The 25,235-nt window shown below is 31.6% G+C and carries 21 protein-coding genes and 1 tRNA gene; 18 read left to right on the plus strand and 4 right to left on the minus strand.

Translation table 11 applies throughout. The features are described 5' to 3' along the window. The first annotated feature begins 268 nt into the window (after nucleotides 1-268). Nucleotides 269-1,828 (plus strand): FAD-dependent oxidoreductase, encoded by a 1,560-nt coding sequence (locus GXK57_RS12820; RefSeq protein WP_160676816.1) that lies wholly within the window; start codon nucleotides 269-271, stop codon nucleotides 1,826-1,828. 156 nt (nucleotides 1,829-1,984) lie between these two features. Here GXK57_RS12820 and GXK57_RS12825 read toward each other — a convergent pair whose 3' ends face one another. Continuing rightward, the gene (locus tag GXK57_RS12825) at nucleotides 1,985-2,719 is read right to left on the minus strand and encodes an MBL fold metallo-hydrolase (protein WP_160676819.1); all 735 of its coding nucleotides are present in this window, start codon (nucleotides 2,717-2,719) and stop codon (nucleotides 1,985-1,987) included. A gap of 346 nt (nucleotides 2,720-3,065) precedes the next feature. On the opposite strand from GXK57_RS12825, the gene GXK57_RS12830 reads away from it, so the two are divergent. From GXK57_RS12830 to GXK57_RS12845, 4 genes are all read left to right on the plus strand, one after another. Then, on the plus strand, nucleotides 3,066-3,434 hold the full coding sequence (locus GXK57_RS12830) for a VOC family protein (protein ID WP_160676822.1): 369 nt from the start codon (nucleotides 3,066-3,068) through the stop codon (nucleotides 3,432-3,434). A gap of 220 nt (nucleotides 3,435-3,654) precedes the next feature. Next, nucleotides 3,655-4,053: a bacteriohemerythrin gene (locus tag GXK57_RS12835; protein WP_160676825.1), complete on the plus strand. Its 399-nt coding sequence runs from the start codon at nucleotides 3,655-3,657 to the stop codon at nucleotides 4,051-4,053. A gap of 81 nt (nucleotides 4,054-4,134) precedes the next feature. Continuing rightward, entirely contained in the window at nucleotides 4,135-4,650 is a 516-nt protein-coding gene (locus tag GXK57_RS12840; RefSeq protein WP_160676828.1) for an ECF transporter S component, read from the plus strand. 18 nt (nucleotides 4,651-4,668) lie between these two features. Beyond that, complete coding sequence (locus GXK57_RS12845; RefSeq protein WP_160676831.1) at nucleotides 4,669-5,493, plus strand: pyridoxamine kinase; 825 nt, start codon at nucleotides 4,669-4,671, stop codon at nucleotides 5,491-5,493. Nucleotides 5,494-5,638: 145 nt separating this feature from the next. On the opposite strand, the gene GXK57_RS12850 is transcribed toward GXK57_RS12845, so the two are convergent. Continuing rightward, complete coding sequence (locus GXK57_RS12850) at nucleotides 5,639-5,872, minus strand: DUF1292 domain-containing protein (RefSeq protein ID WP_128210786.1); 234 nt, start codon at nucleotides 5,870-5,872, stop codon at nucleotides 5,639-5,641. A 423-nt stretch (nucleotides 5,873-6,295) separates the two neighbouring features. On the opposite strand from GXK57_RS12850, the gene GXK57_RS12855 reads away from it, so the two are divergent. Together GXK57_RS12855 and GXK57_RS12860 are read left to right on the plus strand one after the other, a co-directional pair. Then, a complete protein-coding gene (locus GXK57_RS12855) occupies nucleotides 6,296-6,580 on the plus strand; it encodes a hypothetical protein (RefSeq protein ID WP_160676835.1) in 285 nt (94 codons plus the stop codon). A 171-nt stretch (nucleotides 6,581-6,751) separates the two neighbouring features. Beyond that, nucleotides 6,752-7,900 (plus strand): DUF1887 family CARF protein, encoded by a 1,149-nt coding sequence (locus GXK57_RS12860; protein WP_160676838.1) that lies wholly within the window; start codon nucleotides 6,752-6,754, stop codon nucleotides 7,898-7,900. Between the two features lie 111 nt (nucleotides 7,901-8,011). On the opposite strand, the gene GXK57_RS12865 is transcribed toward GXK57_RS12860, so the two are convergent. After that, nucleotides 8,012-8,899, minus strand: a complete 888-nt coding sequence (locus GXK57_RS12865; protein WP_160676841.1) for a phosphatidylserine decarboxylase — start codon at nucleotides 8,897-8,899, stop codon at nucleotides 8,012-8,014. A gap of 263 nt (nucleotides 8,900-9,162) precedes the next feature. Here GXK57_RS12865 and GXK57_RS12870 point away from each other — a divergent pair, with 263 nt between their 5' ends. The 10 genes from GXK57_RS12870 (at nucleotide 9,163) to GXK57_RS12915 (ending at nucleotide 23,239) form a co-directional block, all read left to right on the plus strand. Continuing rightward, nucleotides 9,163-9,738: a TetR/AcrR family transcriptional regulator gene (locus GXK57_RS12870; protein ID WP_160676844.1), complete on the plus strand. Its 576-nt coding sequence runs from the start codon at nucleotides 9,163-9,165 to the stop codon at nucleotides 9,736-9,738. Between the two features lie 541 nt (nucleotides 9,739-10,279). Beyond that, complete coding sequence (locus tag GXK57_RS12875; protein WP_160676847.1) at nucleotides 10,280-13,588, plus strand: YhgE/Pip domain-containing protein; 3,309 nt, start codon at nucleotides 10,280-10,282, stop codon at nucleotides 13,586-13,588. A gap of 113 nt (nucleotides 13,589-13,701) precedes the next feature. Next, nucleotides 13,702-13,776 (plus strand) — tRNA-Arg (locus GXK57_RS12880). 321 nt (nucleotides 13,777-14,097) lie between these two features. Then, on the plus strand, nucleotides 14,098-15,612 hold the full coding sequence (locus tag GXK57_RS12885) for a sialate O-acetylesterase (protein WP_160676850.1): 1,515 nt from the start codon (nucleotides 14,098-14,100) through the stop codon (nucleotides 15,610-15,612). 385 nt (nucleotides 15,613-15,997) lie between these two features. After that, entirely contained in the window at nucleotides 15,998-17,389 is a 1,392-nt protein-coding gene (locus tag GXK57_RS12890) for a glycoside hydrolase family 1 protein (protein ID WP_160676853.1), read from the plus strand. 272 nt (nucleotides 17,390-17,661) lie between these two features. After that, nucleotides 17,662-18,540: an ROK family protein gene (locus GXK57_RS12895; RefSeq protein WP_160676856.1), complete on the plus strand. Its 879-nt coding sequence runs from the start codon at nucleotides 17,662-17,664 to the stop codon at nucleotides 18,538-18,540. A 301-nt stretch (nucleotides 18,541-18,841) separates the two neighbouring features. Then, the gene (locus GXK57_RS12900) at nucleotides 18,842-20,143 is read left to right on the plus strand and encodes an ABC transporter substrate-binding protein (RefSeq protein ID WP_160676859.1); all 1,302 of its coding nucleotides are present in this window, start codon (nucleotides 18,842-18,844) and stop codon (nucleotides 20,141-20,143) included. A 163-nt stretch (nucleotides 20,144-20,306) separates the two neighbouring features. Beyond that, entirely contained in the window at nucleotides 20,307-21,188 is an 882-nt protein-coding gene (locus tag GXK57_RS12905) for a sugar ABC transporter permease (RefSeq protein ID WP_160676862.1), read from the plus strand. Nucleotides 21,189-21,191: 3 nt separating this feature from the next. After that, nucleotides 21,192-22,079, plus strand: a complete 888-nt coding sequence (locus tag GXK57_RS12910; RefSeq protein WP_243156427.1) for a carbohydrate ABC transporter permease — start codon at nucleotides 21,192-21,194, stop codon at nucleotides 22,077-22,079. 230 nt (nucleotides 22,080-22,309) lie between these two features. Further along, on the plus strand, nucleotides 22,310-23,239 hold the full coding sequence (locus GXK57_RS12915) for a 1,4-beta-xylanase (protein WP_160676865.1): 930 nt from the start codon (nucleotides 22,310-22,312) through the stop codon (nucleotides 23,237-23,239). Between the two features lie 110 nt (nucleotides 23,240-23,349). Here GXK57_RS12915 and GXK57_RS12920 read toward each other — a convergent pair whose 3' ends face one another. Continuing rightward, the gene (locus GXK57_RS12920; protein ID WP_160676868.1) at nucleotides 23,350-24,060 is read right to left on the minus strand and encodes a GntR family transcriptional regulator; all 711 of its coding nucleotides are present in this window, start codon (nucleotides 24,058-24,060) and stop codon (nucleotides 23,350-23,352) included. 416 nt (nucleotides 24,061-24,476) lie between these two features. Here GXK57_RS12920 and GXK57_RS12925 point away from each other — a divergent pair, with 416 nt between their 5' ends. After that, complete coding sequence (locus GXK57_RS12925; protein ID WP_160676871.1) at nucleotides 24,477-25,208, plus strand: hypothetical protein; 732 nt, start codon at nucleotides 24,477-24,479, stop codon at nucleotides 25,206-25,208. Nucleotides 25,209-25,235: the final 27 nt, after the last annotated feature.

Genomic DNA, 25,235 nt, shown 5'->3' on the forward strand with positions numbered 1-25,235 from the left:
TATTTAAATCCTCCTATAATTTTTTAGGAAATCTAATTAAGTAATTTTTAGGTCAAGGTATTACTTAAGATGGATTCCCTATGTAACATAGGAGTTTATATAATATTATATGAAGGATAGCAGGATATTGGTACAAGCGTTTTGAATAAAAGCAAATTAAAATCAATCTATAAATATTTAATGAGTGTAAATTAATACATAAATTTTCCTAACTAGTAAATTATAAATGTAGTTTATTAATATTAAGATATTAGTTTGGAGGATTAATATGAGTAACAATAATATGGATGTATTTTTAAGCAATCATGAGCCTTATTGGATTGCGTCAGTTGATAAAACTGAATATCCAGCTTTGGCTGAAGATATTAATGTAGACATTGCAATAATAGGAGGAGGTATGGTTGGGATAACCTCTGCATTTCTTTTAAAAAGAAAAGGCTTTAAGGTAGCTATTTTAGAGGCTAATAATATTGCACATGGTACTACTGGGCACACAACTGCTAAAATAACTTCACAACATGGATTAATTTATGACAAGATTACAAAAAGTGTGGGGCATGATAAGGCTAGCCAGTATGCAGAAGCAAATGAGTATGCTATTCATTTCATAGCAAATTTAATTAAGGAAAAGAATATAGACTGTGATTTTGAAAAAAAGCAATCTTATATCTATACTCAGTCTGATGAATATATAAAGAAAATTGAGAATGAAGTTAAGGCAGCTTCAAACTTAGGAATAAAAGCCACGTATCTAGATAAAGCTCCATTACCTTTTGATACAAAGGCAGCTGTTCGCTTTGATAATCAAGCACAATTTCATCCATTAAAATACTTACTTACATTAGCTAAGGATATACCAGGAGGTGGAAGTAGTATCTTCGAACACACAAAAGTTGTTGATGTTGATGATAACAGTGACAAATGTATACTTAAAACAGATGCTGGCAAAAAGGTTTTTGCATCTAAAGTTATAGTGGCTTCACATTTTCCTTGCTATGATGGACTTGGATTGTATTTTGCGCGAATGCATTCTGAAAGATCATATGCAATAGGTGTTAAAGCAAATGTACCATCGCCTGATGGAGTGTTTATAACAGCAGAAAAGCCGCTAAGATCTATACGATCTCAAAGGTTTGAGAACAGTGAAATATTAATAATAGCAGGGGAACACCACAAAACAGGTGCAGAGAATAAAACTAATATTCACTATGAGAACTTAGGGAATTTTGCAAAGGATAACTTTAATTTGCAAAGTATATTATATAGGTGGTCCACTCAAGACTGTATAACCGTAGATAATTTGCCATACGTTGGTTTTATCAATTCTAACACCTCTAGAGTTTTTGTTGCAACAGGCTTTGGTAAATGGGGTATGACTAACGGCACAGCTGCAGCAATAATTATTACAGATTTAATTGCTGACGGAAACAATAAGTGGCAAGAGGTATATAGTCCTTCAAGATTTGATATATCTTCAGTACCTAAGATAGTAGAAACAAATTTAGATGTGGCTAAGAATCTTATAAAGGGAAAGCTTGAACAATTACCTGAAGACCTTGAAGTGAAGAATGGAGAAGCTAAGGTAGTAAAGGTGAAGGGTGAAAGATTAGGTGCATACCGTGATGAAGATGGTAAACTGCATGTAGTTAATACAACATGTACTCATCTAGGCTGCGAATTAGAGTGGAATGAAGCGGAAAAGACATGGGACTGCCCTTGTCATGGTTCTAGGTTTAATTATGATGGGGATAATGTTGAAGGTCCTGCTTTTAATAAGCTAGGTAATAGTTATAAAAATGAGAACAAGGTAGATGCAGATATACTGTGATATAAATATAAAGAATAAAAAATAAGAAATAAGAAATAAGAAATAAGAAATAAGAATGTATGTCCTACCAGAAGTTTTTCACATAGGTTCGGAAAATGGAGATACATAAAAAAATTACTAAAGTAATTCCCTTTAGTAATTTTTTTATTAAAAAGTCTATAGATTAAACTCTTCTCCTCTACGGCTAATTGTTTTTACATCAACAGCAGAGTCAGCCATTTTTTCTTTGAACTTGTCAGTTGTAGCATAGTCTTCACCAAAGTGCATTGGGATAAAGACTTTAGGTGAAAGTTCTTTTATAAAGTATTCTCCACCTGCACAGTAGTTGTGTTCTAGTCTTGGATCTACTGGGAAGAAAGCTATATCTATCTGATTGCCTTTTATCTTAGAAATCTCTTCTTTAAATAATCTTTCTCCTTCAGCTATATCTTCCTTAGTGTCATCCCACCAATACCACCAGTTTAAGTCTCCAGAGTGGAAGATACTTACTCCATCTACTTTAATTAGGAAAGATATTCCAAGGTCTGTAGAACCAAAACTTTTTATTTCTAGTCCTTGAAGGCTTAAGTTTTCATAAGGATTCATAATATTTATATTTTTACTATTGCTATTTGGTTGGATGTCACTGCTTAGTACGTATTTTATATCTGGTCTTATTGCTTCCCATTCGAGGATTATTGGATTGAAATGATCTGCATGGCTATGGGAAGAAAAAACTATTAATTTTTTTGAAATTTGTAGATCTTCTTCACTTATAGCTCCAGTGGTTCTGTTTTTCACATCACTATCTACTGTGTCTTTAAAGTAGTCAAAGATTAGAAAATAGTTTTCTGTTTCTACTGAAAAACCACTATTATAAAGGTAATTTGCTTTTATATTAAATTTATCCATATATATCACTCTTTCCTATAAATTTTGCTTTAATTTTATTATGCATAAAAATTTTTAAATTAAACACATTGTGTACCATATTATAACATTGTGTATAATATATGTAAATAAGTGCATGCTACTAATTATCGAGTAATACCTAATGTACAAAAAGAATAACTTCAGTGATTTTTTGTACAAAAAATTTAGATTTTAAAGCAAACAAAAATTAATAATAAAAGATAATTAGTTATTTTTACTCATCATAAATATTTATTACCATTAATTTTTATAATATAATTATAATTAAGAAAGTAAATTTATATATTGAAATAGTTATTATTTTAATTTTGGGGAGGTTAACATAATGAATTTTAGATTTGATCATAATAATATAAATGTATTAAATCTCGAAAAAAGCTTAGCGTTTTATGAAGAGGCATTAGGATTAAAGGAAGTTAGAAGAAAAGTTGCAGCAGATGAAAGCTTTATATTAGTTTATCTAGGTGATGGAGTTTCAACTCATACTTTAGAGCTTACATGGCTTAGAGATTGGAAGGAACCATATAATCTTGGAGATAATGAGTTCCACCTTGCATTAAAAGTAGATGATTTTGAAGCTGCTCATGCACTTCATGAAAAAATGGGATGTATATGTTTTGAAAATAAAGCAATGGGTATATATTTTATTAATGACCCAGACGAATACTGGATAGAAATAATTCCAACAAGATAAAATAGAACTTCAGGTTTATTAATATAAATCTGAAGTTTTGTTTCATGATTGATATAAACAACTTATTTGCTAAAGAGCTATGTTGAAATTAAAAACAACATAAATTTTTGTTGAAGTTAATATTCTAGATAACTTTGATTATTGTGAAATAATAAGGCTTTAATTGAAAGAGTTATATTAGCTGATTTCACCATGCTTATAGTAAGGAGGATTAATAGATATGTACGAATTAACTAAAGAATATGAAACTGGAATAGATAAAATAGACAATGAACATAGAAAGTTATTTGAGATAGCTGATAAATGCCATCATATCGTCAATGGAGATTTCTATGAGGATAAGTATAAGGAAATACAATCAGTAATAAATGAATTAAAATATTATACTAAATTCCATTTTTCTGAAGAAGAGAAGTTTATGGAAAGTATAAAACATAAACAGATATTTACTCACAAATTACAGCATGATTATTTTATTGAAAAGATAGAGAGTATAGACATTAACGAGGTAAAAGATAATCAAGATAAATATATAGCAGATATTTTAGACTTTATTGTTATATGGATAAAGCAGCACATACTTCACAAAGACAAACAGTATGTTAAGGATGTTCAATAAAGGACTTTTTGTATCGATACACTTTACAAAAAATAACAATCGCCTATAATTGTGTATAAGTATACTATTAGAGGTGATTTTATGAAAACAAGAAATGTAGTTTATATAGGTCTATTAGCTGCCTTATGTTTTGTAGCTACTTATATCAATATACCACTGAACTTAGGTGGGGCAAAAACTATGATACATCTAGGAACTACAGCTATTTTTATTTCTGCAGTAATAATAGGGCCAGAAGCAGGCTTTGCTGGAGCTATAGGGTGCGGCTTGTTTGACTTATTAGATCCTGCCTATGCATCTTATGCAATATTTACGTTTATAATAAAGGGGCTTCAAGGTTATAGCGCTGGGAAAATAGCCTTTTTAGGCAGCAAAAAGGGTGGGAGTCCTATCCAAAATCTTTTTGCTTTCCTTGTAGGAGCTATAGTTTCTTTAGTAGGATATTTCTTTGTAGACTGGCTAGTTTTTTATAACCTTCCAGTAGCCCTTCAGCATACGGTAACATCTATTGCAACTTCTGTAATAGGAATAATATTTTCCATAGTGGTAACATCAATAATAAAACCAATAACCAAGAAAGCTAATATTGGGATATAAGTTTAAGGAGTACAAGTGATGAGAAAAAGGATAGCTGTAATACATGATTTACCATCCTTTGGCGGTGCGGCTTTAATGAATACAATTCCTATAATGTACAATATGGGCATTGAGGTTAATCCTATTCCAACAGCACTTTTCACAAGCCATGGTGGATTTAAAGGTGTAAAGAATGTTGTAAATGATACTTTCTTAGAGGAATATCTTAATCAGTGGGATAAACTAAAACTAAGCTTTAATGGCATATACTTAGGATTGTTCACTACCTTAAATCAAGTTGTTTTCGCTAAGAAGTTTTTGAATAGGTTCAAGATAGAGGATAATATTGTTTTATTAGATCCTATAATGGGGGACAATGGAAGATCATACAGCTTTATAAGCGATGAAAGTATAGAAAATATAAAGTCTCTTCTGCCATATGCAGATATCATAACTCCTAACCTTACAGAAGCGTATCTTTTGTTAGGAAGGGAATATAATGAAAATCCAAAGGATAGTGATATTTTAGAGATTTTAAGCAGACTATCTTTATTAGGTCCTCAAAAGATTGTTTTAACTTCAGTGTTAAGGGGAGAGAAGATAAGTACCTTCTTATATGATAGTAATTCAGAGTCGGTAAAAGAATATCTCAGAGATGCTTTAGATGGATACTATCCTGGAACAGGAGATGCTTTTGCATCTGTACTTATAGGAAGTATTATTCAAGGAAAAGATTTAGAAACATCTGTTTATAAGGCTATAAACTTTGTAGAGAAAGCTATAAGTATAGTAATTGGACAGGGTCTGAATCCAATGGAAGGTTTGCCTTTAGCAAGTGCTGATTTGATTAGAGAACTTCTCTAAACTTAATTTAACAGTGCCTAAGCCTAAATTAGAGCTAGTAAAAAGATTTTATTAGGTTACGGAATAAATTATTTCCTGAAAAATAAAGAAAGTAAGCTTATTATATTAGCCCAGATTAGTTTAATTAATCTGGGCTAATATGCTATCATATGTGAGCGCTTTGTTTAACTTGGTTAATTATATCAGGGTTCTCCACTTCTTCTAGAGATTCATTCCAATGTTTATCAAAGTTTATCTTATATATCTCTACACTACTTTCATCATTAACAGGACACATAAGAACATACTCAGCAGAGTTTACTAGAACTTGATCTAAGATTTTATACTCTACCTTGTTGCCATCTTCATCAGTAAAGCTCATTATTCTATGTTGTGGCATAATAAAATGCTCCTTTCTATATAAAGTTATAAGATTATTATTTACATAAATCCGATTTATATGAGAGATATAAAAATAAAATAGAATTATATATTGTTATAAAATTTAGACTAAACCATGATTTTTATGACTTAAATATTAATATTTAGGGCATCATTATATTGAAACTTATAATTGAAAAGAAATAATTTATTTTAAAAATATGGTCAATAAGTTTGAAAGGAGCTGAAAAACCGTTGAAATAAGCACACATATTAAATAATGCTTATATGTAGGGTGAGTTTCATCCGAAGTTACGCCTTTGGAGTGTCAGACCATACGAAAATAGTATTAAGAATACTAAATCGGGCACGTTGAATAAGGAAGTAAAATTGAACTCTATAAGTTGTTTACAGAGTGTCTTGGTTTTGCAAAACGGTAGATATGAATAGAAGTGTAGGAGTAAATCTTAATAAAGAATTTAGACATCTTATGAAGTATAAGAGAGCACCTTTTCCAAAAGAGGATTTAGAATCAGCATACATGGAGTATGATCATTGCGAACAAAAAGAGTATGATCATCATTCCAATAATGCAAAGCCTCATAATATGTTTGAAGATTGGGGAATGAAGGAGTGCATATACGCTAGTGTTGGTTTTGCCGTATCAGTGGCTTCATTGGCCTACGTGCTTACAAAATCTAATCACAAGAAATTCGGAATGTTTTAATAATATATTAAAAAAAACTTTCTTTTTTAAAAGTTGACTGATTGTTTATAAATTATTAGAATTTGGAGATCTTCAGATATATTATCATTTTCAATAAAAGCCTGTGTGATTATTAAAGAGATATACCGTCTCATTGTTTGAGGCGGTATATTTCACCTAAGGGGTGATTATATGGAGTATAATATTTTATTAAGTTTACTGGATACCCACAATGAAGCTAGCATAATAGCAACTAAGAAATTTAAACCTAAAGAAGTTGTCTTTATTTGCAATAAGGATAAGGATACTGAAATTCAGTTAGAAGGGTTAAGAAAATATTATTCTCAGAACTTTCCAAGTATAATATTTGGAACTAAAGTAATAGAGAATGTCCATATAGAATCAATGAAAACCATAATTGAAAAATATAAAAATAACAAGGTGATAGTAAATGTCACAAGAGGGGAAAGACTTAATTCATTAATGCTTTTACATTTGGCAAAGCAATATAATTTACAAAGCATATATTTAGATATTGAAAATAAAAAGCTTATCAGCTTTAATGGAGAAACCATAAATATAGTAGATGAAGAATTTGAAGATTTAAATATAAAGGATATGATTGAAAGCATAGGTGGATCAATAATAGTTGATTCTACTGAGAATAATGGTAATGAAGTGGTAGAAAAGTTAATAGATTTAATATCAAGTAATCTAGATATCTGGGAAAGGTTAAAGCAAAGGCTTTATGATCCAAAGGCTTTTATCCACAATGAAGCGGATCCTATGCTTATGGGCCTGGATATGAGCGTTCTTACAGAAGAAGAAATAAATATATACAACTCAATATTAGAGCTACTTAAAAGTAAAAAACAAATCGAGTATATTGTGGAGAATAAACAGTATGTAAATATAAAGTTTTTAAATAATTATATAAAAACATTTATTTTTAAAAGCGGATCTTGGCTAGAGAGCTATACTAGGAAGGTAATAGAGAAAATTCAGCAAGTTAATGATGTTAAGAGTGGTGTTTTGTTTTTATGGGACGATGAGCAGATAAAGGTAAAGAATGAATTAGATGTGGTTGCAGTAAAGGATACTGTTTTGATTTGTATTTCTTGTAAGGATTCAGAAAAGTACGATGAAGTTGCTTTAAATGAACTTAATGTTTACGCTCATCATCTCGGTGGGGAAGAGGTTATCAAGATTTTAGTTGCCACAAAGGTGCCATTTAAAAAGCCTGTACTAGAAAGGGCTAAGGATATGGGGATTTCGGTAGTGATATTTGATGGACATAAAGATAAGTTTGAAGAGAAACTAAGAAAGATTATTTTAAGATAAAAAACCTCTCATATATTTTAGTGAGAGGTTTTTATGTTCTTTAGAAAGTTATATTTTACATAAAGTTGTTGATAACTATACGAAAATGGCTTAAATACATCTGTTTATATGTTACAGCTTTATGCCTATAGTTTCACCCATAGTTATCTTAGTTTCAAAGCCAAGTTTAGTTTGTTCTATTATATCGTTATGAACTTTAGCTACACCTTTCTTTAAGAAGAGTATAGTAGTAGAGCCACCAAACTTAAAGTACCCTTTTTCTGCTCCCTTTTCTACCTTTTTGTTAGGAACATAGTTTTGAATTATCGTACCAACACAGGTTGCACCAACTTCTATATGAAGTATGTCATCGAAGTTTTCAGATTTAAATAAAGACCATTCCCTCTTATTTTGACAGAATAGTTTTGGTATTTTTTCTAGAGCTATAGGGCTTACTGAGTAGTAAGTACCATCTATTTTCTTTGTTTCACCGCAAGTTCCATAATCTATAAAGTGAAAGCGATGATAATCGGTAGGACATAAACGAAGCAATATACAGGTTCCGCCGTCATACTCCTTTGCCACAGCATCATCACTTATTAATTCCTTTAAAGAATACGTAAGACCTTTTACTTGAACTAAATTATCTAAGTCTATATTTTCATATACAAACAGTCTTCCATCGCCTGGAGATACTAATGCATCTTTATTCATATCTATTGGACGAGCCTCTGACGTTAACTTTCTACAAAAGAAGTCGTTGAAGCTTGTAAATTCAGATTGTTTTTTTACTGCCAAGTTAGTATCTATATTAAATTCATCTATAAATTCATTCACTTTTTTCTTGCTTAAAGGTGAATCACAATAATAACCATATACTTTTGAGAAAAGCTTTCGTTTTATGAAGAGCTCAGTTAAGCTTTTTCCTACAGGCGATTCATAGCACCATCTCAAATAGTTTAATCCAGCTACCTGTTCTTCCTCATAGTTTTTTGTTTTTCTATCATAGATCTTAATCATATTTTTACCTCACCTTTTAAATATATATTTGATATACATTTTTAGCTAAATATATACCATATATTTTCACTTAATTGTATCATATCAATTTTTTTGGTCAACAATAATATCTTGAAATAGATATTGTTAATGCTATCTAAATATTGTATATTTAAGATAAATAAGTATGTATAGAAAATGTATAAGATGTTTAGATATAATTAGTTTACCTAAATTTATATATTTTTATTGGCTGGTCAATAAAAATTACGGAGTGAGTTAATATGAATAAAACCAAAAGAATAATCTTTGAAGCTGCAATAAGTATATTTTCAAAAGCTGGGTACAATGGTGCTACCATGGATGAAATAGCACTAGAAGCAGGAGTTGCAAAGGGCACATTATACTATCACTTTAAGAGTAAAGAAGAGATATTTAACTTTATAATCACTGAGGGTATAAACCTTATGCACGAAGAAATAGATCAAGTTAAAGACTTGGAAGGGGACGCATTATTTAAGCTTAAGGAGGTCTGTAAGATACAACTTTCCTTCTTATATAAGAATAAAGAGTTTTTTAAGGTTATAATGAGTCAACTATGGGGGCAAGAGCTGAGACAGTTGGAATTGAGAAATCAACTACAAAAGTATGTATATAGTATTGAAATTTACATAAAGGAAGCATCAGATACAGGACTGATAAGAAAGGGAGAGACAGCTTTCTTAGCATATGCTTTTTTTGGAAGTTTAATATCTGCTGCTATATATGAGATATTGAATATAGATAAGATAAATTTAGAGAATATTATTGATAACTTAATTGATTATAACTTTAGAGGATTACAAATCAATAAATCTTAAATTAGAATAGTTATTGCTGTTTAAGGCTGCTGACACTTGTCAGCAGTCTTTTTTTACTGTCTAGGAATACGTCGTGAAGACTAAAGCCATAACAAAAGTATAATGAAAAAACTTGTCTTTTTTGTAGCAAAGTATAAAGGTTTTTATTAGCTCAACCTAGCAATTTCAAGAGATTAGTATTGTTGTTTAAGGTGAAAAGTAAAAAATAGAATTACGTCACCTGCCAGAAATTCTTCACATACGTTCAGAAAAGTTAGATGCTCAAAAAACTAATTAGACAAACGTTAGAACTGGATCTTATTGAGCAACTAGATTTTTTGGCATACCTTATGAAAGGCTGATGGGTAAAGAACTCACTAAAGATTTAATATAGATACAAAATAGGTATATTTAGGATATTTGGAGTTATACTGAGATTTACGTAGTATAAGTGACTTAATCTTATATGGATAAAGATAATGGACTTTGAAAAAAGTTATACTATATAGTATAAATAAAACTGACCAGTCAGTACAAAACTTATGAAAAGTGGGGTGGAAATATGAAATTTGCTAAAATTGCTTGGAAAGACATTTCTAGCATATTTAGAAACAGGCTGATAAGAGTTTCTGTAGTAGCAATCATCATAGTACCTTTATTATACAGCTTACTTTATCTAGCAGCTTTTTGGGATCCGTATTCAAGATTAGAAGATCTTCCAATAGCTGTTGTCAATTTAGACAAGGGTTCTGAAAATGATGGTAAGGCTGTAAACTATGGTGATGATATTGTAAAACAACTGAAGGATAACAAAGAGGTAGGGTGGAACTTTACTACTTTAAAGGATGCAAAGGAAGGCCTAAGTGGAAGCAAATATTATTCAATGTTTGTAATTCCAGAGGATTTTTCTAATAAGATAATAAGTTCCAAGGATCACAAACCAGAAGCACCAGAGATTAAGTTTGTGCCTAACGATAAAAAGAACTTTCTTGCTTCACAAATTGGAGGAAAGGTTGAACTAGCAATTCAACAAAAAATTTCATCTAATATATCAAAAGAATTTACGAAGGTTACTTTTGATAGTATGTATGAACTAAAAGATGGGATGCAACAAGCTGCAGATGGAAGTAAGAAACTTTATGACGGTATAAATACTTTAGGAAGCAGTGTACCTACTATGAAAGAAGGAATTACTCAACTTAATGATGGGTCTACTGCACTAAAGAATGGTATAGGTCAATTAAAAGATAAGACATCTGCTATGCCAAGCGGAGTATCTCAACTTTATAATGGATCAAATCAAATAACAGATGGTCTTGGACAGTTAAAAGCATCAGCTGGAGTACCTAAGTTGCTTGATGGTTCAAGCCAGATAACTAATGCACTAGGACAAATAAATGATAAGGTTAAGCAAGGACAAGAAACAATTGTAAGTCTAGGTCTTGATAAGCTTGATCCTAGCAAGGTCCTAAATGTTGAAAATCTACAAAAGGTTAGAGCTGTAATAGCAGCAGGAAAAAAGGTATCTAATGAAGATCTTTCAATACTTAACTCTCTAAATGCTACTAACGTTAAGTTAGTGCAAAGCACTATGGCTGATGTACAGCAACTGGCTAGTGATGAAGGCATAAAGACTATAATGAGCAAACCTTCAATACAGCTTGTCTTATCTCAAATGGACTTCTCAAAGGCTGAAAATCAACAAGCCTTACAAACTAGAGTTGCTAATGCTACAAAGTTAGTTAATGATGCAAACAAGCTTCAAGCTATGCTCACTGGAGTACAAAGCAAATTGCCTAAAGAACTTTTAGGTGTCATGTCATCAAGTGATGCTATGAAGAAAACTTTCTCTGATTTGAGAGCTACAATAGACAATGTAAACAAGCTAAATACAACAATAAACTCTTTTGGAACTATAAACACTGGTGCAGTAAGTCAAGCACTAGGTAATGTAGCTTCAAACAAAGCACAATTAAGCTCTCTTCTACAAGCTTCAGCTGCCTTTGGTAAAGATACTAGTGCTCAACAAGCTTTACAAAATACTATGAATGACTTACCAAACTTAGAGCAAAGCTTAGAAGACATACAAAACATGCAAAGCCAAATTAATGCAGATACATTTAAACAACAAAAGGATGGTCTTTTAAATGGACTTGATGCGTTAGTTACAGCAGGAAAGTTAACTGATAGCCAAGCACAACCATATAAAGACTATATAAACAAGACTGCTCCAGCAATCCTTAAGATGAGCAGTATGAATGTAAAGCCTTATATAGATAATATAAACGCTTTGAAAAAGTATAGCCAATTGGTTCAAGGATTAGCACAAGCTTCTGCTCAAAATGCTAACAATTTACTTAGCCTATCTAGTTCACTAAATAATATTAGTGCGCAGCAAGTTCAGGCTATTCAGGGGCTATTGTCTAATTATGGAACTTTAAAAGTTGATTTAGATAAAAATTTAGCTTTAGCAAATAATATTAAGCCTTTATTGACCGATGATAATGCATTAGCTTTATATGGGCTTACTCAAACAGCTAATGAACTTCAAGGTGATTTGGCAAAGAATCAAGATAACTTAAACTTAATAAATGATTTAATATCAAGCACTCAAGATCCTAAGGTTCAAGCATTACTTCCAAAGCTAGCAAAAGTTAAGAATGATATTGACACAGCTAAGCCTCTTATAGCTCAGCTTAGTACACCTCAAACTTTAGCTATGCTTGAAAAAGCTCCTGAGCTTGCAAACCAAGTTAAGGGACTTCAACAGGATTTAAAGAACAATGCAGATATATTGGAAATAGCTAATAGAACTTTAACAGAGGGAAATCTTGAAACAGCACAAAGCTTGATAGCTTCACTTCCACAGCTAACACAAGGTATCCAAAAGTTATATGATGGATCTACTCAAGTAACTGGAGGTATCCAAACTGTAGATGGAGCAGTAAATAAATTATATGATGGATCAAGCCAAGTAGCTGGAGGTCTAGGTCAACTTAATGGATCAGTTCCTACATTAATAAGTGGTGTAGGCCAATTATATGATGGTTCAGTTAAGCTAAATGATGGATTAGGACAGCTAAATGGTAAGATGCCAGAGCTTTCAGACGGTGTTACTAAACTTACAGATGGTTCTAAGGAATTATCAGACAAGTTAGGAGAAGGTTCTGAAAAGCTAAATACTAAGCTTAAGAATTCAAGTGAAGATATGGGTGCATTTGTATCAGAACCAGTTAAGGTGAGCACAGATGCTATAAATACAGTTAAAGACTACGGTAGTGGATTTACCCCATACTTTATCCCATTATCCTTATGGGTTGGTGCAATCATGATGTTCTTTGTAATATCACCTAAGGTTGCCGATGGAATGAATGCAGGCTCTGCTTCAAGAGTTTTGGGTAAATACTTCTCATATACCTTTATAGGTTTCCTACAAGCTGTATTAGTAAGTGTTGTAGTATTATTCTTGGGTCTTAAGCCAACGAATATGATAGCTTATTTTGGATTCAATATACTATTATCCTTTACCTTTATAGCCATAATACAAGCACTTATTTCCTTACTAGGAGATGCAGGAAGATTACTTGCAATAGTATTGCTTATATTTAACTTAACAACTTGTGCAGGTACATTCCCATTAGAATTAGTACCTAAATTCTTCTCAATACTAAATCCATACCTTCCATTTACTTATGCGATTTCAGGCTTAAGAGAAGCTATAGCAGGATCAGATGTATCAGTTATAATCCATAGTTCCTTAGCCATGTTAGCATATCTAGTAGTATTTATAACAGTAGCTGTTCTCTTCATAGAAAGAGGAGAAAAGTTCGTTAAGCTAATAGAAGGTAAAAAGGAAGAATTAGCAGCATAATAATCTTTAATATAAACTGCTGATGGAGTTTTCTATCAGCAGTTTTTTTCATATCTTGACTTTAATGTTAGAAAGGTTTAAAATTAGTATGTATTTTTCATATAACTAAATATGTCCTCATAGTTAAATGGATAGAACAGTCCCCTCCTAAGGGACAGATGTAGGTTCGATTCCTACTGGGGATACCATGTATGGTGAGAAAATGGCTTAACTGTTAAGGTTAAGCCATTTTTGCTTACTTTAAATCTTAGTATAAAGCTAAAGTTAGAGCTTAATTTAAATAGCCACATGATTAAACTCTATAATAAATACTTAAATTTATATAAATATGAAAAGTTATAAATAAAACTTTAAAACAAGTAAACTTGTTAAGAATTTATAGTAATAATGCCGTATTCCTAACTTTTTATTAAGATATATTACTTTGAGATAAGTATATACTTTACTTAAACGCTGTGCTATCATATTTATGTGAAAGTAATCATGTTAGTAAGTAAGAGGTGATGGTATTGAAATTAAGATTAGCTCCAATTTTTTCTGACAATATGGTCCTTCAGAGAGATTCTGAGGTTGTTGTTTGGGGTGAAGCTGATGAGAATGAAGTAATTTATGGTAAACTATGCGGACAAGAGGTAAAGACTTTAGCCAAAGGTGGAAGGTTTAGATTAACTTTTAATAAGCTTGAAACAGGAGGTCCTTATGAGCTTAATGTTTTATCAAAGGATTATGAAATAGTTTTAAGAAACATCTTAGTAGGCGAAGTTTGGATTGCTGGTGGACAATCAAATATGGAGTTCAATTTGAAGGACTCTATAGGTGCAGAAGAAGAAATTGATGAATCTAGTTATTCAGATATAAGGTATTACAATGTACCAGATATAACTTATGAAGATGAAAAATGTACAATCCCTGAGGGAATTGTTGATAATGGTTGGAGTATAGCTTCACCAGATACATCAAGATATTATTCAGCGGTTGCATATCATTTTGCTAAGAGCTTATATGGTGATTTAAAGGTTCCAATAGGTATAATCAATTGTAATAAAGGGGGAACCTCTGCTTCTTGCTGGATGAATGAGAAGTATCTAATAGAAGATAAAGAATTATCTGAAGCATATCTAGAGCCCTACAAAAAGGTTATAGATAATCTTTCAGAGGAAGAAGAAGAAAAATTAATAGCTGAGTTTCATAAATCTCAAGAGGATTATGTAATAAAAGAACAGCAATATATGAGAGATTACCCTGAGAGATCCACACAGCAGTTGCAGGCGGATATAGGGTTTGCTCCTTGGGAACCTCCGTTTGGCAGAAAGTCATATCTAAGACCTAGTGGGTTATATTATACAAAGTTCAGGAAGATAACCCCATTTACAGCAAGAGGCGTTATCTGGTATCAAGGAGAACAAGACTCTTCACATGCTAGTCTATATAAGAAGCTTTTTAGTTCCTTAATAAAAAGCTGGAGAGAGGATTTAGAAAATCCTGAGCTTCCTTTTGTATTCGTCCAATTACCTATGTTTAATGAAGAAAAGGTTGATACTTGGCAGATTCTAAGGGATGCTCAGCTATATACTTATAAGAATGTAAAAAATACTTCTATGATAGTAACGGTAGACTGCGGGGAGAAGGAAGATGTTCATCCTAAGAATAAACAGCCTGTAGGTGAAAGATTGGCTTTAGTTGCAAGACAGGATATATATAAGGAAGACATAAATGGATACTCTCCTATATATAAATCTTATAGTATCAAGGGTAATAGGATAGAAATAAGTTTTGACCATGTGAAAGCTGGGGATTTAGTTATAAAGGACGATGAGGAACTTAAGGGATTTGAAATTTGTGGAGAAGATGGAGTATTGGTTGCTGCAAAAGCTGAAATAGTAGAAGATAAGGTTGTAGTTCATAGCGATAAGATAGATAATCCTATAGGTGTTGCCTATGGGTGGAAAAACTATGTAGAGATTAATTTATTTAATTCAAAAGGGCTACCAGCATCTCCTTTTAATACCCTTAACCAATATTAGAAATAAAATATATATCTTATTAATCAATAGGGGAGTGTTGTGTTATTTGGCTAATAACATAGTGCTTCCCTATTATAAAAGTATTCTATTAATAAATCCTTATATATGAAGATACTGGAGTATATTTAGAGATGATAAATACTTCATAAGTATATATGTATAAGTTATGTATTGAGCCTCAAGGCTAGTAATTTGGCTAATCTTATAATTATACTAATTGATTAATATGAAATATGCTTCAAAATATAATATATTTTTTAAATAAAAGTATAGACATTTAATTAATATATTTATATAATGAAACTGTGAAACGTATACAAAAATATTAAATGCTTAATTTAAAAAAATAATAGTTTAGAATAATAATAGAGATGGGGGATATAATTTGAAACATAAGTTTCCAGAGAACTTCTGGTGGGGGGCAGCTACATCCGGTCCTCAATCAGAAGGTAGATTTAATAAAAAGCACAGAAGTGTATTCGATTATTGGTATGATATTGAGCCAGATGCATTTTTTGATAGAGTAGGGCCTAATGTAGCCTCAAATTTCTATAACAGCTTCCGTGAAGATTTTAGGCTTATGAAATCAATAGGCTTTAATTCCTTTAGAACATCAATTCAGTGGACACGTCTTATAAAGGATTTTGAGACAGCAGAGGTTGAAGAAGATGCAGTTAGATTTTATAACGAAGTAATTGATGAATGTATAGTTAATGGTATGATACCAGTTATGAATCTTCATCATTTCGATCTTCCTATAGAGCTTTACGAAAAGTATGGTGGATGGGAATCAAAACATGTAGTTGACCTATTTGCTAAGTACGCTAAGGTTTGTTTTGAGCTTTTCGGTGATAGAGTAAAGCATTGGACAACCTTTAATGAGCCAATAGTAATCGTACAAGGTGAGTACTTGAATCAGTTCCACTATCCTAATATAGTAGACGGTAAGAAAGCTGTACAAGTTTCTTATAATTTGAACCTTGCATCAGCTAAGGCTATAGATGAGTTTAAGAAAAGCGAAAACAGTAAGGGTGGAAGAATAGGAATAGTATTAAATCTTACTCCTGCATACCCAAGATCTAACTCACAAGAGGACTTGGCTGCATCAGAGTTCGCTAATAAGTTCCATAACAGAATGTTTTTAGACCCAGCGGTTTTAGGATACTTTCCAGAAGGCTTAGCAGAAGTTTTTGAAAAGGATGGAGTACTTTGGGAGTCAAGTGCAGAGGAAATGGATCTTATAAGAAATAATAAAGTTGATTTTCTTGGAGTAAACTTTTATCAGCCATTAAGAGTTAAGGTTAGAGAACATGAATTAGATGAGTCAAAGACTGGCTGGCTTCCAGATAAGTACTATGAGTACTATGAGATGCCAGGAAGAAGAGTGAATCCACATAAGAATTGGGAGATATATCCTGAGGCTATGTATGATATAGCTATAAATATAAGAGATAATTATGGTAATATTCCATGGTATGTATCCGAAAATGGTATGGGTGTTTATGGAGAAGAAAAGTTCAAAGATGAAAATGGAATGATCTTAGATGATTATAGGATTGAGTTTGTAACAGAGCATCTAGAGTTTCTTCATAAAGGCATCGAAGAAGGTTCAAACTGCTTTGGATACCATTTATGGACGCCAATAGATTGCTGGTCATGGATGAATGCATATAGAAATAGATATGGATTCATATCTTTAGATCTAGCAACTCAAATAAAGACCATAAAGAAGTCAGGTTATTGGTTTAAAGAAGTAGCTGAGAATAATGGCTTTTAAGTAACTGTAATATAGTACTTAAATATTTCTGATTAATAGTGCCTAGGTAGCAGTGACTAAAATTATAATAATATTTTTATATAAAGGTTAAAACTAATTTAACACATATTAAGCACATAATTATAAATAGTCCCAAAAGTTGATTACTTTTGGGGCTAATATAAAATAAAAAGATAATTATATATTAGTAGAATTATTCCTATGTGCAAGTATATCTTACAAAGACTATGATAGAAGATTAAGTTGATTATTTTTATAAAGTAGGTGAAATAATGCATATATTAACCTTTGATATAGGTGGAACAGCGGTAAAGTATGGAGTTTTAGATAGGTCTGGAAATATACATGAAAAAGGAAGGTTTAAAACTCCAAGTGATGACATTGATGCACTGATTTCTAAAATAGTAGAGGTTAAAGATAGTTATAAAGATAAATATGAATTTGAAGGTATAGCTATGAGCTGTCCTGGAGCTGTTGATGATATAACTGGAGTTATAGGTGGAGCTAGTGCAGTGCCTTGTATACATGGATTTGATATCAAGAAAAAGATAAAAGAAGCGACAGGCTTAAGTAACATAAGAATGGATAATGATGCAAACTGTGCAGCTTTAGCAGAGGTTTGGATTGGAGCAGCAGAAAATAATAAGGATGTTTTATTTGTAATATTAGGATCTGGTGTTGGAGGAGCTGTAATAAAGGATAAGAAAATACATAAAGGCGCAAATCTTCATGGTGGAGAATTTGGTTACATGATTATATCAGAAGATTATGCCACTTTAAGCACAGTGGCCACACCTGTCCATATGGCAAATAGCTATGCAAAAGTAAAGGGACTTAGTGAAGGTTCTATTGATAGTGAGCAGGTATTTAAGCTAGCAGAGGCTGGAGATGAATTGGCTTTACAAGCAATAAAGAACTTCTATAAAAATATAGCTATAGGCATATATAATATTCAGTATGTGTATGATCCTGAAGTCATAATTATAGGTGGAGGAATAAGTGTAAGAGAAGAACTTCTTCAAAACATAGAGTTAGCTATGGATGAGCTTATGAATTCTATAAGTATAGCAAAGGTTAGACCTACTATAAAGAGATGTAAGTATTTGAATGATGCAAATCTAATAGGTGCAGTTTATAATTACATTAATTAATTTAAGGTTAGTTAAATGATACAAATACCATTTGTTCATATATGTGGATTTTATAATTATTGAGAACTGTTATAGATCAGTCATATAACCAGTATGCGAACTAATAAGATTATTATTCTGTTAACATATATCTAAAATAAATAAAAGTATATATTTTTATTAAAAAGTATATAGACATTTAAAAGAGGCTAGTATATAATAATGTTGTAAGATATATGTAAACGATATTAATAAATCTACTAAGGTATAAAAACTATGGAATTATGATTTTAAATCATAAAATCAAAGGGGGAATTTATAAATGAATAAAAAGACATTAGCTTTAGTGATGAGTTGTGTTCTAGCTGCAGGGGTATTTACAGGCTGTGGTTCAAAGGGAGATTCTAAGGATGGAGATAAGATAACACTTACGATCCTTAGCCAGAAAACAGATTTTGTTAACTCAAAGTTTAAGGACTACGCAGAAGCTTATAAAAAGGATCATCCAAATATAGAATTAAAGTTTGAAGCTTATACAGACTATGATGCTCAAACTCAAACAAGAATAACTTCAAATGAATATGGCGATGTATTAATGATTCCTAATACACTTCCTATAAGTGAAAGACCAAACTACTTTGAATCTCTTGGAAATGAAAAGGATTTAGCTAGTAAGTACTATGGACTTGATGGTGTTGGAGATGAATTTGGCGGTAAGATATATGGTATACCATCAGATATGAATGTAAGTGGTATGGTTTATAATAAAAAAGTATTTAAGGATGCAGGGATTACAGAATTACCTAAGACACCAGATGAATTCTTAAGTGATATGCAAAAGATTAAGGACAAGACACCAGATGTTATACCATATTACACAAACTATAAGGATGGATGGCCACTAGTACAATGGGAGCCTGATACGTTATCTGTATTCGGAAAGAACACATATACTAATCAGGAAATGGTTAATTCAGATGACCCGTTCTCAGCTGGAAAGCCTCACTATATAGTGTACAAGCTTATGTATGATTTAGCTAATAAGAAGCTTATAGAAAAGGATCCAACTACTACAGATTGGGAACAATCTAAGACTCTTTTAGCAAAAGGAAAAATAGGAGCTATGGAACTTGGAAGTTTTGCTATAGCTCAAATACAAGCTCAAGCTTCAAATGCAGATGATATAGGTTATATGCCTTTCCCTTATCAAGTTAACGGTAAATTCTATTCTAATCTATCTGCTGACTATCCAATAGCAGTAAATAAGAACAGCAAGCATGTTACTGAAGCGAAAGAATTCCTTACTTGGTTTGTAGAAAAATCAGGATATGCTCAAGATTGTGGTACAGTGCCAACACTAAAGGGAGCTGAGATGCCAAAATCATTACAAGCATTTAAAGATCTAGGAGTAGAATACTTAATGCCAGCTTCTGCTAAACAAGGTCAAGCTGGATGGAATGATAAGATAGATAAAGCTGCTGAAGTTGGTTTATGGCAAGCTGATTTTAGAAGAAGAATTATTGAATCAGCTATAGGAAACTCAAAGGAAACTTACGATCAAATAATGAATGATTTAAATTCTAAGTGGAAAGCAGCAAGAGCAAAAATTGCTTCAAGCAAGTAGGCAATAAAATTCGATCTTAGTAAAACCCCGTAATGTAGGGTTTTATTAAGATAATTACAATAGAGTTAGAAGATAGGTTTTAAATATTTTATTAAAATAGGAACTTTGTAGTAAAGAATACAAAGTTCTTGTTTTAATAGATTATTAGAAGGGGGATATATTATTGTTTAAAGTCAGCAAGATGAGTTATAGTGCTCAGAAAAAGTTAATAATTGTACTATTTTCAGTCATACCAGTGGCTCTACTATTGGTTTTTTGTTATTATCCTCTAGTTAGAATGTTTGAATATAGTTTTACTGATTGGAATGGAATCTCAAAGGACTTTAATCTTGTAGCCTTTGATAATTATAAAACTATTTTTTCCAAGCCAGAGTATTTTAAAGTTTTCAAAACTAGTATTTACTACTTCCTAGCTACATTTATCCAAATGGGGGTTGCCCTCTACTTTGCTACAGTTTTAAGCTTTAAGGTTAAGTTCAAGAACTTCTTTAAGGGTGCAATCTTCTTCCCATATCTATTAAATGGCGTTGCCATAGGATTTATATTCTTATATTTCTTTCAACCAAACGGAACTTTAGATACTATACTGAAAGCTGTTGGATTGGGTAATCACACTCAATTGTGGCTTGGAAACCCTAATATAATAAACATATCATTAGCATTCACTTCTATTTGGAGATATATGGGCGGTAACTTTATCATATTCCTTGGTACTATCCAATCTATAGATGGAGAAATATATGAAGCTGCAGAAATAGATGGAGCAAATAGATGGAGACAATTTATAAGCATAATACTACCAAATATAAAGAGAATAGTTGTACTTAATATAGTATTAGGTATAAATGGAGCATTAAGCGTATTTGAAATACCATATATAATGACTCAAGGAGCTAATGGAAGTAAGACTTTCGTTATTCAAACGCTTGATACTGGATTTAAATATCAAAAGCTAGGTCTTGCTTGTTCCATGGCAATAGTATTATTAATCATATCAATAAGTGTAACTTTGATCCAAAAGAAGTTTTTAAGTGAGGAGGATTAGTTTATGGTAAATAATAAAGCTTTAAGCACAGCAACAAAATCACCTAAAAATGGAATGGACTTAAAATACAAAGTTAAATATATTGCTTCAGACGTATTTAAGTATGCAACGTTGATTTTAGGAGCAGCTATGACTATAGTTCCTATATTAGTAGTACTTTTTACGTCATTTAAAACAAGTACAGAATATCAGACTACAGGACCTCTTACATTGCCTTCAGGACTAAACTTCAGTAATTATGTTACTGCTTTTACTAAAGGCAATATGATTACAGGATTTAAAAATACAGCTATAATATTGATTGTTTCATTATTCGGTAAGATACTACTTGGAACTATGATAGCTTATGTATTACATAGGTTTAAGTTTAGGGGTAAAGGCATAATTTTAGGCTTGTTTCTTTTTGCTATGCTAGTGCCAACAGTATCTAATCAGGTAGTTGTATTTAAAATAATTGCTAAGATAGGATTATTTAATAAATTAGGTTCAATACTATTACTCAACCTTGGAACAGATGTAATATCAATGTATATATTTCTGCAATTTTTGGATAAGATTCCAGTAGCTTTAGATGAATCTGCTATGCTAGATGGAGCATCCTACTTCACAATATATACGAGAATAATATTACCTCTTCTTAGACCAGCTATTGCTACAGTAGTAATACTAAGTGGAGTAGGTATATACAATGACTTCTATACACCATTCTTGTACATGCCTGATCCAAAGCTTAGGACGATATCTACAGCATTATTCAACTTTAAGGGGCCAATGGGGTCACAATGGGAGATAATTGCTGCTGGTATAATGATAGTTATAATACCAACATTAATCATTTTTATATCATTACAAAAACATATCTATAATGGAGTGCAAGGATCCGTTAAGTAAGGTAGGTTAACCAAGTTAAGTCTATGCATGACTTTTCTCTTTAAAATAAGGGACATGAGTGTATAGACTTAATTTATTCTTCACAAAGTATTATGAAAAAGGCCTGTTTATTTCGTGGACAATTATATTTTAGATGAAGCTGAGAGGAAGTATGAGTAGATAGCTTAAATGAATATATAGTGTAAATAAGGACTTGGATAATATATATCAAAAAGTATAAGGAGATTAGTATGGATTACATAAAGGGCTTTACCTTTGGATTTATGGATAAAAGTTCAGATTTATCCTCTAGTAAAGGAAAACAATCATTAAGATTACTTAAAGAAAGAACAAATGCAAGTCATGTGATTTTAGCAGTAGGAGCTCTTCAAGAAAACCCACAATCAACAAATATTTACTACAATGATGACGAGACTGTAAGAGATGCTGATTTATATAATATAATTCACTATGCTATGGAGTTAGGACTTAAGGTTATTTTAAAACCCATACTAAACTGCAAAGATGGTACTTGGAGGGCACACATAAACTTCTTCGATATAGAAGCTCCGTGTGAGCCTAAGTGGAGTGATTGGTTTAGAAGCTATAGTGAGTTTATGCTTCATTATTCAAAAATAGCGGAAGAAACCAAGTGTGAGATGCTAATAATAGGCTGTGAGATGGTCCAGACAGAAAGAAAAGATAAGTACTGGAGAAATCTAATTAAAGAAATTAGAAAACAATATAATGGACTAATTTCATATAATACTGACAAGTATCAAGAAGGGAATGTAAGTTGGTGGGATGCAGTAGATGTTATTTCATCAAGTGGGTATTATCCTATAGATAAGTGGGATAAAGAACTAGATAGGATAGAAGCAATAATAGGTTCTTTTAATAAGCCATTTTTTTTTGCTGAAGCAGGATGCTCAAGTAGGAAGGGGGCAGCGTTTTTGCCTAATGATTGGACTCTTAAAGGCGATATAGATCTTAAAGAACAAGAGACTTTTTATAAGATTATGTTTGAAAAGGCTGGTAAGAGAGACTGGGTAAGAGGATTCGGCTTATGGGATTGGAAAGCTAGACTTTATGGAGAAAATGATGCTATTTATAATGCTGATTATAGTGTTTTTGGAAAGCCATCAGAAAAGATAATATTTGACTTCTATAAAAGAAAATAAAATATCTTAAACTTGTTAGAAGCGTAAGTTTAGATGCTTCTAACAAGTTTAAAATGTTAAGCTATATATCATCAAGCTTAATACTTTAAACAATTGCTATTAAAATGAGGTTAACGAACGATTACTGTTTCAAAAGCAAAACCATCATATCTATGGATAGAGATTGAATATTCAAATGCGCTACCGCTTTCAAGGTAAGCAACTTGTTCAACTACTGCTACAGGATCATTTGGTTCTAGCTTAAGATGATCTTGTTCTATATCGCTTGCTTTTCTAACCCTAATTGTTCTGTGTGAACTTTGAACTTTTAACCCGAGATCATTTTCTATGTAGGAATATATGGAATCTAGCGCGTGCTGCCTCTTAAGTCCAGGTATTAGACTAATAGGCATATATGTATTTTCCATTACAAAGGGCTTGTTATCAAGATATCTTACTCTTAATATGCTATACACAAACTCTTCGTTATCAAGATTAAGCTTTGACTTTATTTCTTCATTACTGGCTATGACCTCGAATTTTAGAAGTTCGCTTGTAACCTTTCTATTACTGTATAATGCTGTAAGCCCTCTAAATTGGTTCGAAACAAGAAGCTTACTCATATCAGTACTGCTGATACTTTTTACAAAGGTACCAGAGCCTCTTCTTTTAACGATTAAGCCTTCAGCTACCAAGATATCTAAAGCTTTTTTTACAGTCATCTTACTAGCTTCATACTTTTCGCATAAATCTTTTTCAAAAGGTAGTTGTTCGTTGGCTTGAAGAGAACCTTGAACTATTTGATTTCTTATATCATTTGCTATTTGCATATATTTAGTCATAATACTCTCCTAAATTATAAAAGTTTATAGGTATATACTTATATGATAACACATTATACCTAGTTAATATATACTTATTTAATGAAATTTTAACAGGTATGAAGCCTAGTGTTTGTAGTGCTTGGCATCTATGTGGTGAAAAACCCCGTTAGTTTTATGAGTATACTTTTCTATTGTAATAAGATACAAATTTGCTGTTGAAAATGTGTGTAATAGATACAAATTTGTATTAATTAATACTCTATGTTTTAAGTGGATTATGCAAGGTTGAAGTATATTTTATATTATATAGAAAATAATTTATATGCTTATAGATATTTTTTTATTCATTAAGTATAATGAATTTAATAGAAAAGAAGGATAAATAAGGGGAAATTTAAGCTGGATAATATTTTTTCAGACTTATGGGAGGAAATATGTCAAAAAAAGAAAAAGTTTTGATAGCAACAAACATAGTAGTTGGAATAGGTATAATTTCAACTATAGCTATAGGAGTACATAAATATAAGAAGGAATCGAGCATAGAAGCTAAGGCAGCTAAAGTAGAAACTACATCAGTAGAAAAAGAAGAAAGTAAAGAATCATATGAAAGAGTAGATTTAGAATCAAGTAAAAGTGACCTATCAAAAAGTAGAGAAGCTACTAATCAAGCTTCAAACAACAAAAAAGATGATAATGTAATAAACCCTGCTTCTACAGATACTAGTACTCAAAATACATCTACTACTAAAACATCAAGCAACAATAAGAAAAGTACAAATACCAACAAAGCTACTTCAAAAACGAACACAAGTACAGCCAATACAAGCAAAACTAATAGTTCATCAGATACTAAAGCAAATGCCGATCCTAAACCAAATAATCAGCAAAGCAGTACTATAGAGAACTCTAATAATAATGTGAGCAAGGAAATAGAAACAAAAACTGAATCTGACCAGGCTATTTTAAATCAGACAATGGAAATAAAGACTGAACCGCAACAAACTACTCCAGAAAAGATAGCAAATCCCAAAACTGATATTCCAGCAGGCACAACTTCTAGCAACAGTGATACAAAAGCAGATCAGCCAACTAGTACTAACACTGACACTAGTTCCCAAGGACAGGATAATAAAAGCCAAACTTCTGATCAAGGAAGTACACCTTAGAAAAGGCAAATGCTCAAAAAGGGGCAC

This window comes from Clostridium sp. C8-1-8 (genome assembly GCF_009928445.1).
Lineage (GTDB): Bacteria > Bacillota > Clostridia > Clostridiales > Clostridiaceae > Clostridium_AR.